Below are 18,219 nucleotides of genomic sequence, written 5' to 3'. Positions count from 1 at the left end.
ATTGTTACGTATAGGAGGCTAATTATGATTAGTGATTTAAAAGGAGAAGCGTTAGACTCTCTAGAAGGAAAATGGGGATTAGCTGTTGGGGCAACATTATTAATTTCAATTCTTATCACGATGTTTAGTTTTAGTGTTAAGTGGGGATTTTCTTCAACTTTCGGTTGGCAAGATACAACTGGTTCATTTTCGATAGATATTCTTACACTTTTTGTTACCGGACCGTTAACTTTAGGGGGGTATTATCTGGCTTTAAATATCATTCGTGAAAAACAAGCTAGTATCGGCAATATATTTGTTTGGTTTACAGAGGGGAAAAGATTTTTAAAATCGTTTTTAGTATATTTACTAGTGAATCTTTATCTTCTTTTATGGACTTTACTTTTCATTATTCCAGGCATTATTAAATCATTTTCTTATGCAATGACATATTTTATTTTAAATGACCATCCCGAGTACTCATTGAATCAAGCGATTACGGAGAGTCGTCGTATGATGGATGGGCATAAAATGGAGTATTTCATTTTATGTTTAAGTTTTATTGGCTGGTTTATATTAAGTTGTATTACATTAGGGATTGGATTCCTCTGGTTAATTCCATATTTCTATACGACAGCTGCAGCTTTTTACGAAGAGGTTGCAGAAGAATATTACGAGAAAAAAACCCCAACAATATAAAGTGAAACTGTTGTCATTGGGGCTTTATTCATCCCAAAATGATAACGAACTTTCACTCTCGCAAATAGCAGGATAAAAACACCCAGTGTGAATTAATTGTTCATACTGGGTGTTTTTTGTAGAAATTTTATAAACTGTTTACTTGTTAAAGGTTTACTGAAATAGTAACCTTGCATATATTTACAGTTGTTTTTTTGTAGAAACTTAAGTTGTTTTTCCGTTTCAATTCCTTCAGCAATGACAGAGAGATTTAAAGTATTTGCAAGAGAAAGGATAGTGGAAAAGATGGCTCTTTCTTCAGGGCGATGATCGGCTAGTTGTGTAAATTCTCTTGGTACCTTTAATGTATCGATAGGGAAAATTGATAAATAAGCGAGAGAAGAATAGCCAGTACCGAAGTCATCAATTGCCGTTCGAATGCCGTATTCTTTTAATTGCTTCAGTCTCGATAGTGTTTCTTTTTCATTAATCATCGCAATTCGTTCTGTTAACTCAAGTGTGACATGTTTTGGATCAACCTGCACGTCGTTTAATATTTGTGAAATGTTTTCGATTAATTGATTTTGTTGGAACTCTTTTGCTGATAAATTAACGCTTATTTTTAAATTTTGATAGCCAAAGGTATGCCATATTTTTAATTGGAGACAGGCTTCTTTTAATACCCAATGTCCAAGTGGAACGACTTGTGGCGTTTCTTCTACAATTGGAATAAACTCACATGGTGAAATGTCACCTAATAGCGGATGTTTCCAACGTATTAATGCTTCAGCACCGATAATTTTATTTGTTGTCGTATCAATTTGTGGTTGATAGACGAGATAAAATTCCTTGTTTACTAAAGCGAGTGGCAAATCCTTTTCGATTCGAGCTTTTCGTTCTATTTTCTTATATAGTTCTTTCGTATAAAGAGAGCTACGATTTTTTCCTTTATTTTTTGCTTCGTACATGGCCATATCGGCATGTTGTAAAATAGAAAGTGGGTCTTCGCCCGCTTCAGGGTATATTGCAATCCCGATACTCGGTGAGATTCGTAAATGCTGATTTTCGATTTCGAATGGTTTGTTCATGGCCGCTACAATCATATCAGCTATTTTTTTTACATCTGTCCTTTTTTTATAATTTTCGATGAGGATTGTGAACTCATCTCCAGCTAGTCGAGCAAGTTTCATATGCTGTGTTGATAATCGTTCAAGCCTTTTGGCTACTGCAATTAATAGGAGGTCTCCCACCCGATGCCCGAGAGTATCATTAATAACCTTAAAGCGGTCTAAATCGAGAAACATAACAGCAAAGGAGCTTTTCGATATTTTTGCTCGTGCAATCGCCTTTTCTAAATATTGATGAAATGCACGGCGATTTGCAAGTTCAGTTAAAGTATCATGATATGCTAGGAAATTAATTTGTTCTTGTTGTTGTTTGCTTTCCGTAATATCTTTAATCATTAAATAGACCCCTGAAATATGATCCTTTAAAAAGATGGGAACAGCTGTAACATGCAAGTAGTAAATATCTCTATTTTTGTGATACGCTCGTATTTCTAAAGAGATAGAATTCCCCTTTTTTACGCGATGAAAGGCGTTAATAATTTCTTCTAAATCTTCTTCGTATATGAGTGAGTAGTAAGGTTGATTTAATAATTCATTCGTTTGATACCCTAGTAAAGTAGTACCAGCGTTATTAACTTTAAGAAAATTGCCGTACAAATCTAATGTGAAGATTGGATCTGGATGGTGCTCGTATAAAGATTTAAACATTTGTTGGTTATGATAGAGCTCATTTTTTTGTTCTACTAAATCTTCTGTACGTAGTTCAATTTGTTTCTCGAGTTCCAAGTTGAATTGCATTTGGGCTAGTAATAATATTTTATTTTGTTTTCGAACTAAACTATGGCGTATGAGAACGAAAGTGAAAGTTATTATAAGCCCGATTACTACAATGGGGGCAAAAACATATTCGGCCAATATAAAAATAATAAGCATTACTACAGAAATATAAGGTAATGATAATCGGATTGATTCACCGAATTTAGGTGTTAATAGTACCTGCTCTTGTTTTTCAGGCTCTTTCGTATGAAGAATACAGGCGATTGCTGCTAGCACTAAAACCACTTGATAGAACGGAGTAACTGTAAACATAGAATAAGCTGGTGTGAAATATTTTATATAAGCATAAATAGCATCTGTAGTAGCATACAAAATTAAAGCACTACCAAGAAGTGCACCAACTTGTTTTGGTAATAAGGATAATGGTCTGAATAAAAGGTTGATTCCAATTAAAAGAAAGAGTAAATCAGCCATTGGATAGGTAAGTTGAACAAATATATCGATATAGGATGTTGTAAAAACGTGAATGGTTTGCTCAATAAGTAAGTAGTAACTTAAAGTAAATTGGGCTGTAACGATAATACAAATATCACATATCATAAAAAGCTTTTCTAATAAGTCCCGGTTATAAATGATCTCGTATAGAAAGGCAAGTGCAAAGCTAATTAAAAAAAGTAGGTAAAAAAAGTCAGACGGATCAACAAACGTATAGTAGTCCTTTAAAATTAAACGTTGATAGGAAACAACTATATCACCAATGAAATAAGAGAGAGCCCCAACAGATAATATGATCCAAAATAAACGGGGTAACCCTTGTTTCGTATTTGTAAAATAAAATATATAACTACAAGCGATAATATCAATTAATAGGGTACTCATTCCGATTAATATTTGAAAGGGAAATGAGTATTCATATAGAAAGAGCATTGCTACGTAATGAATCGCGATAGAAAACAATAAAACGCTTATAAGAATACTTACATGTGTTTGTTTTTTCATTTATATCACCTATGGTATATACATATAAACTTCCCTTTTTATTTTTTACGATTGCCTAAAAAATATATATAAATTCTATACTTATTTTGCACAGGTATAGCGAGTTATAAAAATAGATTTTAATAATTCTTGTTTCTGTCCTCAACATATCGACATAGGAATTTGAAGTTTGCTATAATAAATGAAATAGTTTAATTATTTAGAAAAATTTAAAAATAATATTTGTCGCAACTGGGACATATTGTTTACTAAGTGAACTTGTTCTTAATTCAGGGGGGAGGGTTTCACAATGGCAAGTGTATATGAAAATAGTTATATGATCGTTTTGATTTTCTTGCTAGTAGGCATATTACTGCCGGTAGTGGCTCTTACATTAGGAAGGATGCTGCGCCCAAACAAACCAAGTGCAGCAAAAGCGACGACGTATGAGAGTGGAATTGAGCCTTTTCATGATGCAAATATTCGGTTTCATGCTCGTTACTATATTTTCGCTTTATTGTTTGTCATCTTTGATGTAGAAACTTTATTTCTATATCCATGGGCTGTTGCATATGACAAGCTAGGTTTATTTGCATTAATTGAAATGCTCATCTTTGTTGTAATGTTGCTAGTTGGATTAGCTTATGCTTGGAAAAAGAAGGTGTTACAATGGTTATAAATTTTGAGGCACTACATCCAAATGAGCGAGCGGAATTAGAGAGAAATATCTTTTTTTCTACATTGGAGCAGTTAAAAGGGTGGGCGAGGAGTAATTCTTTATGGCCGATGACATTCGGACTGGCATGCTGTGCGATTGAAATGATGGGAGTAGGTTCATCACATTACGATTTAGATCGATTTGGGTCATTTTTTCGGACTTCACCAAGGCAATCAGATGTCATGATTGTGTCGGGAACGGTAACGAAGAAGATGGCTCCTATTGTTAGGCGTTTATATGATCAAATGCCTGAACCGAAATGGGTTATTGCGATGGGATCTTGTGCGACTGCTGGTGGTCCGTATGTGAATTCGTACGCTGTTGTGAAAGGTGTAGATCAAATTGTACCAGTTGATGTGTATATTCCTGGATGCCCACCAAACCCTGCAGCTTTAATTTATGGAATTAATAAGTTGAAAGAGAAAATTCGTTACGAGGCAAAGACAGGGAAGCAGGTGACGAATAAATGAGTAATCCAAATAAAGATTTAGAGGATCTGAAAAGAGAAGCTGCTAGGCGCGCGAAAGAAGAAGCGAGAAAACGTCTTGTTGCGAAACATGATGCGGAAATAAGTAAGCTTGAGGGAGAAAATCAAGAAAAAGAGAAAGCGCTACCAAAAATTGATGGAATGACTGTAGAAGAAGCAAAACAACGTGCAGCAGCAGCTGCGAAAGCAAAAGCAGCGGCGCTAGCGAAGCAAAAAAGAGAAGGAACAGAAGAAGTAACGGAAGAAGAAAAGGCCAAAGCGAAGGTGAAGGCCGTGGCAGCTGCGAAAGCAAAAGCAGCGGCGCTAGCAAAGCAAAAAAAAGAAGGAACAGAAGAGGTAACGGAAGAAGAAAAGGCCAAAGCGAAGGCGAAGGCAGCCGCAGCTGCGAAAGCAAAAGCGGCAGCGTTAGCGAAGCAAAAAAGAGAAGGAACAGAAGAAGTAACGGAAGAAGAAAAGGCCAAAGCGAAGGCGAAGGCAGCCGCAGCTGCGAAAGCAAAAGCGGCAGCGTTAGCGAAGCAAAAAAGAGAAGGAACAGAAGAAGTAACGGAAGAAGAAAAGGCCAAAGCGAAGGCGAAGGCCGTGGCAGCTGCGAAAGCAAAAGCAGCGGCGCTAGCGAAACAGAAAGCTTCGCAAGGTGATGGGAATTTGGGAGATGAAAAGGCGAAGGCAATTGCAGCAGCGAAGGCGAAAGCGGCTGCGGCGGCAAGGGCGAAGACGAAGGGTGCTGAAAGTGAAAAGGAAGATGTACCGAAGCAAGAAGAGCCGTCCGTTAATCAGCCGTATCTCAATCAGTATGTTGAGGTTATTAGGGGTAAATTAGGAGGTAGCACATTAGTAGATTCCTATATTAATAAACTTTCAAAAGATGTACCAACTCTTGTGGTGGATCCTTCAAAATATTATGAGGTGATGGAGTTACTACGATTCCATGAGGGACTTGCTTTTGATTATATGTCAGAGCTACATGCGACAGATTTTGTGACTCATATGGAAGTGTATGTTCATTTATTTTCATATGGAAAGAAACAGTCTGTAGCGGTGAAGGTAAAGCTGGATAGAGAAGAGCCGCAAGTTGAATCGGTAACAGCGCTGTGGAAAGGGGCTGACTGGCCGGAGCGAGAAGCGTATGATTTGCTCGGCATTGTATTTAAAGGGCATCCGAATTTAACGCGTATTTTAATGCCAGATGATTGGGTAGGATATCCGCTTAGAAAAGACTATGAACCGTATGATGTGGAGGTGTAGCTATGATCCGCACGGAAGAGATGCTTTTGAATGTAGGACCTCAGCATCCGAGTACACACGGTGTGTTCAGGCTCGTAATTAAGATTGACGGGGAAATTATTAAAGAAGCTACACCGGTTATTGGGTATTTGCATCGCGGGACTGAAAAGATCGCTGAGAGCTTACAGTATACACAAATTATCCCTTATACAGATCGAATGGACTATTTATCAGCAATGACGAATAATTACGTCATTTGCCATGCTGTAGAGACGATGATGGGACTTGAAATTCCGGAGCGTGCCGAATACTTGCGAGTACTTGCGATGGAGCTGGGAAGAATTGCGAGCCATCTCGTTTGGTGGGGTACAAATCTTCTTGATATAGGAGCGGTCAGCCCGTTTTTGTACGCGTTTCGTGAACGAGAGATGATTATAAATTTATTAAATGAATTATGCGGGGCACGGCTTACTTTTAACTATATGAGAGTTGGCGGTGTGAAGTGGGATGCGCCGGATGGTTGGATTGAAAAAGTGGAAGAGTTTGTTCCATACATGAGAGAGCAATTGGCAGGTTATCACGACCTTGTTAGTGGTAATGAGATTTTCTTGAATCGCGTGAAGGGCGTTGGCATATATAGCGCGGAAGAAGCAATTTCGTATTCTTTAAGCGGAGCGAATTTGCGGTGCACCGGAGTAAACTGGGATCTTCGCAAAGATGAGCCGTATTCGATTTATGATCGTTTTAATTTTGATATTCCTGTTGGGAGCGTGGGAGATGCTTGGGATCGCTACGTTTGCCGAATGGAGGAAATTGAAGAGTCGTTAAAAATTGTAGAGCAAGCAGTCCAGCAGTTTCCAAAGGACGGAGCCATACTGGCGAAAGTGCCGAAAATTATTAAGGCGCCTAAGGGGGAAGCGTTTGTTCGTATAGAATCACCACGCGGGGAGATTGGTTGCTATATCGCTAGTGACGGAAAGAAAGAGCCATATCGTCTGAAATTCCGTAGACCTTCTTTTTATAACTTGCAAATTTTACCGAAGTTATTAAAGGGTGAAAACATCGCCAATTTAATTACGATTTTAGGTGGAGTCGATATTGTACTTGGGGAGGTCGATGGCTAATGATTGAGACGCTCTTACAATCACCTTCAAGCTGGACGAATTTCTTCATTTTTTTCGGATTAGCAGTGCTTCTACTATTTGCAGTCCTTGGCTTCGTTACATATGGTATTTTGGCAGAACGGAAAGTGATGGGATTTATGCAAGGCCGGATTGGGCCAAACCAGGTTGGAGGGCGGTTCGGTTTACTGCAAACGGTGGCTGATGTTTTGAAACTATTATTGAAAGAAGATAGTATTCCGAAAGCTGCAGATAAACCGTTGTTCATATTAGCTCCTGTCATTGCATTTGCACCAGCATTTATGATACTTGCGGTTATCCCGTTTACCGATAAATTTCAGTTTGCGGATATTGGTGTAGGGTTGCTGTATTACATTGCTGTTTCTGGGATTACGACAATTGGTGTCGTAACTGGGGGATGGGCATCAAATAATAAATATTCCCTTTTAGGAGGGATGCGCGCGGCGGCGCAAATGATTTCTTATGAAATTCCGCTCGTAATGAGCGTAATTGGTATCGTTTTGCTAGCTGGTAGCTTGAATCTAAATGAAATTGTAGCGGCGCAGGAGAAAGTTTGGTACATTTTCGTACAGCCAATTGGATTCGTCGTTTTCTTAATCGCAGCAGTAGCAGAGTTAAATAGGACGCCATTCGATTTACCAGAAGCGGAGTCAGAACTTGTTTCTGGATATCATACGGAATACTCAGGTTTTCGCTGGGCGTTTTTCATGCTTTCAGAGTATGTATATTTCTTCGGAATGGCATCTTTAATTACAGTACTTTTTTTAGGCGGCTGGAACCCAGTTATGTTTCTTGGATTTATTCCAGGTGCTGTATGGTTTGCTTTGAAATTTAGCAGTGTAGTCTTTCTATTAATTTGGTTCCGCGTTACGTTCCCGCGTATAAGGGGTGACCAGTTAATGGAGTTTGGCTGGAAAGTATTATTACCAATCGCACTTGCAAATATTTTCTTAACGGCATTGATTAAGGAGCTATTCTTCTAATCTATGAAGGGGGTGCCAGTAAGTGATGAAAGGGTTATTTAAAGGTTTAAAATATACGTTGAGTAATTTGAGTAAGAAAAAGGTGACGTATGATTATCCAAATCAGCCATTGCCATTGCCAGATCGCTTTAGAGGGATTCAAAAATTTTATCCTGAGAAATGTATTGTTTGTAATCAGTGTTCTAACATTTGTCCGACAGATTGCATTCAATTGACGGGAAAGAAACATCCTGACCCTACGAAAAAAGGGAAAATTATTGATACGTATGATATTAATTTTGAAATTTGTATACTTTGTGATTTATGTACAGAAGTTTGCCCGACAGAGGCAATTGTTATGACAAATAACTTTGAACTCGCAGCATATTCACGTGATGATTTATTTAAAAATTTGCAGTGGCTCGACGAAAACGATGAAAACGTCAGGAAGGAGAATAAAGCATGAATGGCGAGTTTGTAGCATTCTTTATACTATCCTTGTCTGCAATTATCGGTGGTGTTCTCATGTTGAACTTAACGAAAGTAATGCATATGATGCTAGCTCTCGTTCTGACATTTCTCAGCATTGCAGGTTTGTACTTTCTTTTATCGGCCGAGTTTATCGGAGTTGCACAAATTTTACTTTACTCTGGTGCAATCACAATTATTATGATTTTTGGCATTATGTTAACGAAACATAATGCAGAAAATGAATCACGTCTTACTCTTCGAAAATGGATTATCTTCTTTGCAGTTGTAGCATTTGGGGCAGTTATGTATTTCGCTGTTAATAGTATCGATTTTTCAAATGAAAGCACACAAGGAAGTTTACCTCTCCATGAAAAAAACACACTTCAAATCGGTACACTTCTCTATTCGAAATACATTATTCCATTTGAGTTAACCTCGGTTATTTTACTTGTAGCACTTGTTGGCGCGATTATACTTGCGAAGAAGGATGAGAAAGAGGAGGATTCCAATGAGTAGCGTTCCAGCTTCTGCGTATTTAACACTTGCGATTATTTTGTTTTGCATCGGTTTATTTGGAGCTTTAACGAAGCGAAACACAGTAATCGTATTAGTTTGTATCGAATTAATGCTAAATGCTGCCAATTTAAATTTAGTGGCGTTTAGTAAATTAGGTTTGTTCCCGAATTTAACAGGGCAAATCTTTTCGCTGTTTACGATGGCTGTAGCGGCAGCGGAGGCGGCGGTAGGACTCGCCATTTTAATTGCTTTGTATCGTAATCGCACGACAGTTCATGTAGATGAAATGGATACGCTTAAAGGATAGCATTGTGACCGAAAAGGGGGAAGGAAACAATGATCGATTATGCATGGCTCATACCGCTTTTCCCGCTTGTTTCGTTTTTTTTACTTATTATGTTCGGGAAGAAAATTAGAGAAGGAAGCAGCGTACTTAGTATTTTCTTCGTCTCTCTCTCCTTTATACTCGCGGTACTTGTATTATTAGAAAGATTTTCGAAGGTCACAGTGAAGCATAAATGGGTATGGCTTAGAACTGGAGATATTGATATATCATTTGGCTTTGAAGTGACTGCATTAGGGGCTTTAATGTTATTTATCGTTACACTTGTGAGCTTACTTGTACATGTGTATTCAAAAGGTTATATGAAAGGTGACGCAAGATTACCAACTTTTTATGCATATTTAGGACTCTTTACATTTGCGATGCTCGGGCTTGTTATATCGACGAATTTGTTACAGCTTTATATATTTTGGGAGTTAGTAGGCCTTGGTTCATTTTTACTCATCGGTTTTTATTTCTTTAAGGAAGAAGCGAAGGCTGCTGCGAAAAAGGCTTTTATTATGACTCGTATTGGAGATGTTGGTTTATTTATTGGGATGATTTTAATCTTCTGGCATGCAGGTAGTTTTGAGTATGACGCAATTTTTAGAGCGATTCATACAGGCGATCTGTCCCCGACTATGATAACGATAACGTCGATATTAATTTTTATCGGGGCGATGGGGAAATCAGGTCAATTTCCGCTTCATACGTGGTTGCCTGATGCGATGGAGGGGCCAACGCCTGTTTCGGCACTTATTCATGCGGCAACGATGGTCGCAGCCGGTGTATATTTAGTAGCAACGATGTTCCCGCTATTTTCGGCAAGTGCGGTGGCAATGCAGACGGTGGCAATTGTTGGTGCTTTCACCGCAATATTTGCGGCCTCTATCGGTCTTGTACAGACGGATATAAAGAGGGTACTTGCTTATTCTACAGTTAGCCAGCTCGGGTATATGATGCTCGCCTTAGGTTCTGCTGGTTATGTAGCGGGTATATTCCATCTAACGACACATGCCTTTTTTAAAGCGTTACTATTTTTGGCAGCAGGAAGTGTAATTCATGCTGTGCATACGCAAAACATTAATAAAATGGGCGGTTTACAGAAGAAGATGAAAGTAACGGGTACGTTATTTTTAATAGGTACACTTGCAATTAGTGGAGTTCCGCTTCTATCGGGTTTTTTTAGTAAAGATGAAATTTTGGCAGCAACTTGGATGAGTGGCAATTACTTTTTATTTGTTCTAGCAGTCTTTGCGGCATTCCTAACAGCATTCTACATGTTCCGCCTATACTTTCTTGTCTTTACTGGGGAAGCGAAGACGAAGGAAGACGTGCATGACTCACCGCGTATTATGACGTATCCGATGATTGTTCTCGGGGTTCTCGCGGTAGTAGCAGGATATATAAATACACCGTGGTTTGGAACGTTTCTCGGAGATTGGCTGACGAAGGATATACAATTTAAAGTGGAAGAAGCACATGGACCAATTTGGATTATGATTGTTGCGACGCTCGTTTCATTTGGGGGGATTGCCCTTGCGTATTTCATATATGGAAAGAAAACTATCTCAAAAAATTGGGCAGGAGGAGAAAGGTCATTTCTTCATAAGCTCTTGAAAGAAAAATATTATGTGGATGAACTATACAATATGACAGTGATTCCTATTACGAAGGGAATCGCTCATGTGCTTCGCTTATTTGAAGTATATGTTGTGGAAGGGATTGCTGTTTTAATCGCAAGTTTGGTTAAAGGGGTAAGTGGCACCTTGTCGAGGCTTCAAAACGGGAATGTACAAGTGTACGGCACTGTAACAGCAGTTTCGCTCGCGGTCCTCGTCATTATTTTGCTATATACGGGAGGGGATTTACGATGAATGATTTGTTGTTGACGTTCTTCATTTTCTCCCCACTTTTAGGGATTCTATTACTTGTATTAACACCGAAAAAAGAATCGCGTACAGTACGAGTGCTCGGTTTATTTGGGACGGCGCTTCCATTTGGGATCGCCACTGTCCTCGCTTGTACATATGCTTCTGGAAAGAGTCTATCGCTATTTGATGAAAAAGTGAAATGGATTAAATTTGGTGATTTTGCAGCGGTGGATAAAAGATGGTTTTCTATTTATTACGAGCTTGGAATTGATGGTTTGTCACTTGTAATGATGGTGCTGACAGCCCTTCTAGCGATGCTTGCAGCAATTGCAGCGTTTTCCATTAAAAGAAATTTAAAAGCATTTTATATGCTATTGCTCATGCTAGAAATAGGGATGCTCGGTGTCTTCGCTGCTAAAAATTTAATGTTGTTCTTTATTTTCTTTGAAATTACACTGCCACCAATGTTTTTATTAATTGGCAAGTGGGGGAAATTGTCGAGTGAAAAGGCTGCATATAGTTATTTAATATATAACGGCATTGGATCAGCTATTTTGCTCATCGTTTTCTCGATTTTGTTCGCGAAAACAGGTACGACAAATATTGCGGAATTGAAAGAGATATTAACAGGTGTAAGTGCTGGTGGAGGACAGATCGTCCCGAGTAGCTTACAGCTTGGTGTATTTATTGCTATAATGATTGCCTTTGCAATTAAACTACCTATTTTCCCGTTGCATCGCTGGATGGTCAATGTGCATATTGAAGCGCACCCTGCTGTAGTTATGCTTCATGCGGGCGTTTTGCTAAAGATTGGAGCGTACGGGATGATTCGCTTCGGGAAGGGGCTATTCCCAGAATACTTTCGCGAGTTTGCCACGCTAATTGCGATTTTAGGAGTAATCAACTTATTGTACGGCGCCTTTTTAGCACTCATCCAAACGGATTTTAGGAAGGTACTCGCCTACTCTAGTATTTCGCATATGGGAATTGTTTTAATGGGGTTTGCGGCACTTAATGCGCCAGGTACACAAGGGGCGCTATTCCAAGTTGTTTCGCACGGTTTAATTGCAGCCTTGCTCTTCTTTTTGCTTGGTGTTATAGAACAGCGCTTTGGCACGTCGGATATTACAGCGCTTGGTGGACTCGCAAAAAGTGTCCCAATACTTAGCGGCTTCTTCCTAGCAGGAGGAATGGCATCGCTTGGACTGCCGGGGATGTCTGGATTTGTGAGTGAGTTTCTTGCCTTTCTCGGCTTATTCCAAGGAGAGCCAGTCATTGCTGTAGTCGGTGTACTTGGGATTATTTTAACCGCTGTGTACGTATTAAGAGCGACACTTCAAGTAACATTCGGTAAGAAAGAGTGGGAAGCGAAAACTGATATACACGGATGGGAGTACGTCCCGGTCCTATTGCTTATCTTCTGTATTATTGCCATTGGAGTAATGCCAGAAATACTAGGGGATCCACTTCAAAATACATTGAAAACATTGGGGGTGAAGTAGGATGGATATGGATACGTTACTGAGCTTATCATGGCATCTCATGGTGCCAGAATTCATTATTCTCGGGTTTGCCATCCTTCTTTCCATATGTGATTTGTTTTTTAAGCTGAACCATAGGTATGTAGCGCTTAGTGCAATCGCCGCTGTCGTATTAGCAATTGTGTCATTAATTACGCTATACGGCGAACCAGCAGGAGATATTTTAAATGGATCGTTTGTGTTAGATGGATTTTCAAAAGGGTTTAAAACGTTGTTATTAGGCGGAGCGGCCCTCATCTTATGCACCGCAATGAGCGATGACAAGAAGAATCCAATTGAAGATAAGGGAGAATATTATTACTTATTTTTAATGGCCCTTCTTGGGGCGATGTTCATGGCTTCTAGTGTTGATTTTATTACACTTTTCGTCGGTTTAGAGCTACTATCACTTTCTTCCTATGTTTTAGTAGGAATACGAAAAAGGAACCGTGCATCAAATGAAGCGGCAATGAAATATGTCATTAATGGAGGAATTGGAACGGCGATTACGCTCTTTGGAATGAGTTATTTATACGGTATTACAGGCTCAACCAATATTGTGGATATGCAAAAAGTATTCACCGGGGAGCTAACTAGTGGTATTCAGTTATTGTTAGCTCTCGCATTTCTACTATTGCTCGTTGGGCTCTCGTTTAAAATTGCAACAGTACCGTTTCATATGTGGGCACCCGATGTGTATGAAGGGGCGGCTACACCTGTTACTGCTTTCCTTGGAACGATTTCTAAAATTGCTGGGTTCCTACTCATTATTCGTCTGTTCCTTATGATTTTTGCAAGTGTATCGGTGCAAGGAGACATGCAATCTTTATACGGGCGTATGAGTATATATATTGCGGTTCTAGCAAGTGTTACGATGATTATCGGAAATGTAGTCGCACTAAAGCAATATAACGTAAAACGCCTATTTGCTTATTCAGGAATCGCGCATGCGGGGTATTTACTCGTTTCACTTGTGGCATTATCACCATTTACGATGGATAGCATGTGGTTTTACATGCTCGCCTATATGCTTATGAATATAGGCGCATTTGCAATTATCCACGGCTTAATCTTACAAAGCGACAAAGAAAATATTACTATTTTCACCGGATTATATAACAGGTCGCCATTTACAGCGATAGTAATGACGATTTTTATTTTATCGTTGGCCGGGATACCAGGAACAGCTGGTTTCATCGGGAAAATTAACATCTTTTTAGGTGCACTTCATGTAGAGCCAGCTCATTACGTACTAGCTTCTATTATGATGGGTACGACAGTCATTTCATTCGTATATTATTTCCGTATTTTACAGCAAATGTTTTTCCGGACGGGAGAAGTAGAAGAGAAAATTCGGTTGCCATTAAATATAAAGGTTGTTATGAGTCTTTGTGCAATTTCGATTGTAATACTAGGGATTATGCCGATGATTGGATACAATTTCTTTTATGAATATTTTCCATTAATGAAAGATTTCTTCTTCTTGGGGAACGTGGTACAATAGTGAAAATAAAAGGTGTGGAGTCGGTACTCTACGCTTTTTATTTTGTGTTAGCCACAAATGAAAATGCATATAGGTATACGTTTTTTCGAGAGAAGTTTACGATGTAAAATGTAAGATGCTTATTTGCATTTGAAAAAGTGTGGCTCCTACTTATTATGGTATCGTTTTTATTTTCTTTCGTAAGTAGTAGCCAAGTAAAAAGGGGTCGATTTTTTGGCACAACTTTTAGGGCAACAAGCACTGATTGCCATCGTTTCGCATTTATTGTTTATTACCATTACGTGGTGGGCCTTACAAGGTATTCACATCGAGCGTTTAATGAAAGCTGGAAAAGTGTTGCAGACGAGGGTATTACTCATCCTAATTACAATTGCAATTGGGACATCTGTAAGTAACTTTTTCCTTGATTATTTAGGCTATTCGAAGAGTTTAACGTATTTAGTAAAGTAAGTGTATAGAACCTCATATCTCCGTTAACAATGGGGATAGGAGGGGATGAAATTGAAGCTTAAAGCCATTCTTATTGTTGCCTTGAGTGTTGTTTTCTTTTTGGTTGGATATAGAGAGATGAAACCGATAAGCGATGAACAGAAAATGGAGAACATGATTAAGGCTTTAGAGAAAAATGATGCTAAAGTGGAGAAATGGTCATGGTTAGCGCGAGAAACAAAAACAATTTCTAACATACATACGTTTCAAAAATTGTTAAACGATGTGAAGAGGAAGGCAAATATTCAAAAATGGGACTTAGAGCAATCTCCAGATGGATATAAAGCTACATCCTATAAAAAGTTTGCTTCATATGAAGAACGAGTAGTAGTAACTTGGAGTAAGGAAAATACTAAAGAAAACACTTTCATTATTTTTGAAGTAAGTGGGGCGAAATGGGACCCGAAGCATGTTCAGAAAATGAATAAAATTTTTAATGAAAAACCTATAATTTACACTTGTGTTCAAGGTGTACTGAATGATAAGATTGAAGGTGTTTTGCAAAATAAAACCAATCAGGTTTTGAAAGATCTTTCAGCAAGAGCGATCGAACAAGTAGAAGAAAGAGCATTTGTGTCAGTCTCCGCATACAATAAAAAGTGGGATGACGCTCTTTCAACAAATAGAGAGAAAATAAATGTGCAAATAGCAATACGTTCTACAAACAACAAAGATACAATTGTGGTTGGCACACCGATCATAACTTCTGAGTATTGAGTGAATAGATACTGAAAAAAGGACACGGAGGGGAATAATTTGGAAAAGATCATCGTCCGTGGCGGAAAGCGGTTAAACGGCACAGTGCGTGTTGAGGGCGCAAAAAATGCTGTATTACCTATAATCGCTGCAGCCCTATTAGCGAGTGATGGAAAGAATGTACTATCTGAAGTACCAGTTTTGTCTGATGTATACACAATTAATGAGGTATTACGTCATTTAAATGCTGAAGTCGTATTTGAAAATAACCAAGTAACAATCGATGCTTCTAAAGAACTAAACATTGAAGCACCATTTGAATATGTACGTAAAATGCGTGCATCTGTTCAAGTAATGGGACCATTATTAGCACGTAACGGTCGTGCTCGTATTGCACTTCCAGGTGGATGTGCAATTGGTTCACGTCCAATTGACCAACATTTAAAAGGCTTCGAAGCAATGGGAGCAAAAGTACAGGTTGGTAACGGTTTTGTTGAGGCATACGTTGAGGGAGAACTAAAAGGAGCTAAAATTTATTTAGACTTCCCAAGCGTGGGCGCGACAGAAAACATTATGTCTGCAGCTACATTAGCAAAAGGGACAACAATCCTTGAAAACGCAGCGAAAGAACCAGAAATCGTTGACTTAGCTAACTTCTTAAATGCGATGGGAGCGAAAGTACGCGGAGCTGGAACTGGAACGATTCGTATCGAAGGCGTTGATAAATTATATGGTGGAAACCATTCTATTATTCCTGACCGTATTGAAGCGGGAACATTCATGGTTGCAGCAGCAATTACTGGTGGAAACATCTTAATTGAAAATGCTGTTCCTGAACATTTACGCTCAATTACAGCGAAGATGGAAGAAATGGGTGTTAAAATTATTGAGGAAAATGAAGGTGTACGTGTTATCGGCCCAGATAAGTTAAAAGCGGTTGATATTAAAACTATGCCTCACCCAGGTTTCCCAACAGACATGCAATCACAAATGATGGCATTATTACTACAAGCTGATGGAACAAGTATGATTACAGAAACGGTATTCGAAAACCGCTTTATGCACGTTGAAGAATTCCGTCGTATGAATGCTGATATTAAAATCGAAGGTCGTTCTGTTATTATGAACGGTCCAAACAGCTTACAAGGTGCTGAAGTAGGTGCAACTGATTTACGTGCAGCTGCAGCATTAATCTTAGCTGGTTTAGTATCAGAAGGTTACACTCGTGTAACTGAATTAAAGCATCTTGACCGTGGTTATGTAGACTTCCATAAGAAATTAGCTGCATTAGGTGCAACTATTGAACGTGTAAACGAAAAAGTAGAAGAAGTGAAAGAACAAGAAGTTTCTGATCTTCACGCTTAATTGAAGTAGTCTCTATGTCTTTTGATATAGAGGCTATTTTTTTTTGGTTATTACTGTTATAGTCAATAAACTCTATACTTATGCACGTACCAGTAAAAATATTTAGAAAATTTTCGTTTTATCTCGCATTAACGGGCAGTAAGACTCTAGCACATTAAAACTTCAGTCTATACCGATACCCCCAAGTATGTTCTAAAAAATTCCGTAGTTCCATAAGAATGAAAGGAAGCCAACTTTATATTGGGGGAATAGGATGAAATTTTCAAAGCCATTTTTCATTATAATAGTGCTTTTAATAGCGCTCGTTATCATTGTACCCGCTGCTCTTGTAATTCCGTTTGCGAAAGCAAAAATAGGAGAAGAAGCAGCTTCTAAAACTCCTCCAGCGATAGAAAGTATACCAGCTCCAGGGAAAGTGGATACAGCAGTTCAAGTTGCTGTATATCGCGACCAACAGAAGAAGGTAGAAACATTACCTGTGGAGGAATATGTGACCGGTGTAGTAGCTTCTGAGATGAATGCCAGTTTTGAAATAGAGGCGCTAAAGGCACAGGCATTAGCAGCAAGAACATTCGTGGTGCAGCGTATGCTAAGTGGAGAAAAGAAAAACAATGCAGATGTGGTAGATACGGTGAAAGATCAAGTGTACAAAAGCAAAGAGGAATTGAAAAAACAATGGGGTAATAACTACGAAAACAATTTAAAGAAAATCGAGGAAGCCGTTTCTAAAACCGCAGGACAAGTTTTAACGTATGAGGGAAAACCGATTTCAGCGTCTTTCTTCTCAACGAGTAACGGCCGAACAGAGAATGCAGCTGATTATTGGGGAAATGATTATCCGTATTTGAAAAGTGTAGATAGCCCGTGGGATCAAGCCTCTCCAAAGTTTACAAGCGAGCAAACGTTCACAGTAGCTGATTTTCAAAAACGTCTCGGTGTGAAAGTGCTGGCGGATGGAAAGGTTGGAAATATTAAAGATCTTACGGAGGGTAAAAGAGTAAAGGATGTAGCGTTCCAAGGGAAAACATTAACAGGAAAACAAGTTCGTGAAAAGTTAGATTTGCGCTCTTCTGATTTTACATGGAAACAAGAGGGCAATAAAATCATTGTCACGACGAAAGGCTTCGGTCATGGTGTTGGTATGAGTCAATACGGTGCGAATGGTATGGCAGCGGAAGGTAAGAAATATACAGATATCGTCGCTCATTATTATAAAGGCGTTGAAATAAAAACGATGAATGATTATGAGGGAAAACTGATGGTGAAGAAGTAGAACGTGAAAGGAGCTAATTAAGATTAGCTCCTTTTTTCATTATTTGTAGGTAAGTTTTTAAAAAGAGCACTTCGTGATTCACTCAAAACTTATATGGTAGAACAAAAATAGAGAATAAGGCTATCCGTTCATTTGGATAGCCTTCTTTTTATATGTTTCATAAAAATATCAAAATTT

At 38.7% G+C, this 18,219-nt stretch carries 17 protein-coding genes; 16 read left to right on the top strand and 1 reads right to left on the bottom strand.

The features are described from left to right. Window positions 1-24 precede the first annotated feature (24 nt). Window positions 25-678, top strand: coding sequence for a DUF975 family protein (locus DPQ31_RS26195; RefSeq protein ID WP_087971154.1), 654 nt, complete (start codon window positions 25-27; stop codon window positions 676-678). 92 nt (window positions 679-770) lie between these two features. Here the strand turns inward: DPQ31_RS26195 and DPQ31_RS26190 are convergent, their stop codons facing one another. Beyond that, window positions 771-3,500: an EAL domain-containing protein gene (locus tag DPQ31_RS26190; RefSeq protein ID WP_208731229.1), complete on the bottom strand. Its 2,730-nt coding sequence runs from the start codon at window positions 3,498-3,500 to the stop codon at window positions 771-773. 289 nt (window positions 3,501-3,789) lie between these two features. Between DPQ31_RS26190 and nuoA the strand changes: the two genes are divergently transcribed. From nuoA to spoIID, 15 genes are all read left to right on the top strand, one after another. Next, complete coding sequence (gene nuoA / locus DPQ31_RS26185) at window positions 3,790-4,158, top strand: NADH-quinone oxidoreductase subunit NuoA (RefSeq protein WP_000179277.1); 369 nt, start codon at window positions 3,790-3,792, stop codon at window positions 4,156-4,158. Further along, window positions 4,149-4,667, top strand: coding sequence for an NADH-quinone oxidoreductase subunit NuoB (nuoB, locus tag DPQ31_RS26180; RefSeq protein ID WP_000236327.1), 519 nt, complete (start codon window positions 4,149-4,151; stop codon window positions 4,665-4,667). Before nuoA ends, nuoB begins: the two co-directional genes overlap by 10 nt. Beyond that, on the top strand, window positions 4,664-5,929 hold the full coding sequence (locus DPQ31_RS26175) for an NADH-quinone oxidoreductase subunit C (protein ID WP_208731228.1): 1,266 nt from the start codon (window positions 4,664-4,666) through the stop codon (window positions 5,927-5,929). Before nuoB ends, DPQ31_RS26175 begins: the two co-directional genes overlap by 4 nt. A gap of 2 nt (window positions 5,930-5,931) precedes the next feature. Then, on the top strand, window positions 5,932-7,032 hold the full coding sequence (nuoD, locus tag DPQ31_RS26170; protein ID WP_087950838.1) for an NADH-quinone oxidoreductase subunit NuoD: 1,101 nt from the start codon (window positions 5,932-5,934) through the stop codon (window positions 7,030-7,032). After that, window positions 7,032-8,033 carry an NADH-quinone oxidoreductase subunit NuoH gene (gene nuoH / locus DPQ31_RS26165; RefSeq protein WP_000573421.1) on the top strand — a complete coding sequence of 334 codons (1,002 nt, stop codon included), beginning with the start codon at window positions 7,032-7,034 and terminating at the stop codon, window positions 8,031-8,033. Before nuoD ends, nuoH begins: the two co-directional genes overlap by 1 nt. 25 nt (window positions 8,034-8,058) lie before the next feature. Then, window positions 8,059-8,478, top strand: a complete 420-nt coding sequence (nuoI, locus tag DPQ31_RS26160; protein WP_000677189.1) for an NADH-quinone oxidoreductase subunit NuoI — start codon at window positions 8,059-8,061, stop codon at window positions 8,476-8,478. Then, a complete protein-coding gene (locus DPQ31_RS26155) occupies window positions 8,475-8,999 on the top strand; it encodes an NADH-quinone oxidoreductase subunit J (RefSeq protein WP_001012818.1) in 525 nt (174 codons plus the stop codon). The genes nuoI and DPQ31_RS26155 overlap by 4 nt, the downstream gene beginning before the upstream one ends. Continuing rightward, window positions 8,992-9,306, top strand: a complete 315-nt coding sequence (nuoK, locus tag DPQ31_RS26150; protein WP_000100078.1) for an NADH-quinone oxidoreductase subunit NuoK — start codon at window positions 8,992-8,994, stop codon at window positions 9,304-9,306. Before DPQ31_RS26155 ends, nuoK begins: the two co-directional genes overlap by 8 nt. 29 nt (window positions 9,307-9,335) lie before the next feature. Beyond that, entirely contained in the window at window positions 9,336-11,198 is a 1,863-nt protein-coding gene (gene nuoL, locus DPQ31_RS26145) for an NADH-quinone oxidoreductase subunit L (RefSeq protein WP_208731227.1), read from the top strand. Next, window positions 11,195-12,697, top strand: a complete 1,503-nt coding sequence (locus DPQ31_RS26140; protein ID WP_208731226.1) for an NADH-quinone oxidoreductase subunit M — start codon at window positions 11,195-11,197, stop codon at window positions 12,695-12,697. The genes nuoL and DPQ31_RS26140 overlap by 4 nt, the downstream gene beginning before the upstream one ends. A gap of 7 nt (window positions 12,698-12,704) precedes the next feature. After that, on the top strand, window positions 12,705-14,219 hold the full coding sequence (nuoN, locus tag DPQ31_RS26135; RefSeq protein ID WP_395935078.1) for an NADH-quinone oxidoreductase subunit NuoN: 1,515 nt from the start codon (window positions 12,705-12,707) through the stop codon (window positions 14,217-14,219). A 213-nt stretch (window positions 14,220-14,432) separates the two neighbouring features. Continuing rightward, window positions 14,433-14,669, top strand: coding sequence for a DUF1146 family protein (locus DPQ31_RS26130; RefSeq protein WP_000057885.1), 237 nt, complete (start codon window positions 14,433-14,435; stop codon window positions 14,667-14,669). Window positions 14,670-14,720: 51 nt separating this feature from the next. After that, window positions 14,721-15,425: a YwmB family TATA-box binding protein gene (locus DPQ31_RS26125; protein ID WP_395932904.1), complete on the top strand. Its 705-nt coding sequence runs from the start codon at window positions 14,721-14,723 to the stop codon at window positions 15,423-15,425. A 39-nt stretch (window positions 15,426-15,464) separates the two neighbouring features. Next, entirely contained in the window at window positions 15,465-16,769 is a 1,305-nt protein-coding gene (murA, locus tag DPQ31_RS26120) for a UDP-N-acetylglucosamine 1-carboxyvinyltransferase (protein WP_097999798.1), read from the top strand. 253 nt (window positions 16,770-17,022) lie between these two features. Beyond that, window positions 17,023-18,042, top strand: a complete 1,020-nt coding sequence (gene spoIID, locus DPQ31_RS26115) for a stage II sporulation protein D (RefSeq protein WP_208731223.1) — start codon at window positions 17,023-17,025, stop codon at window positions 18,040-18,042. Window positions 18,043-18,219: the final 177 nt, after the last annotated feature.

Source organism: Bacillus sp. COPE52, assembly GCF_003355115.1.
Classification (GTDB): domain Bacteria; phylum Bacillota; class Bacilli; order Bacillales; family Bacillaceae_G; genus Bacillus_A; species Bacillus_A toyonensis.
This window is presented reverse-complemented; position numbering and strand designations above follow the sequence as displayed.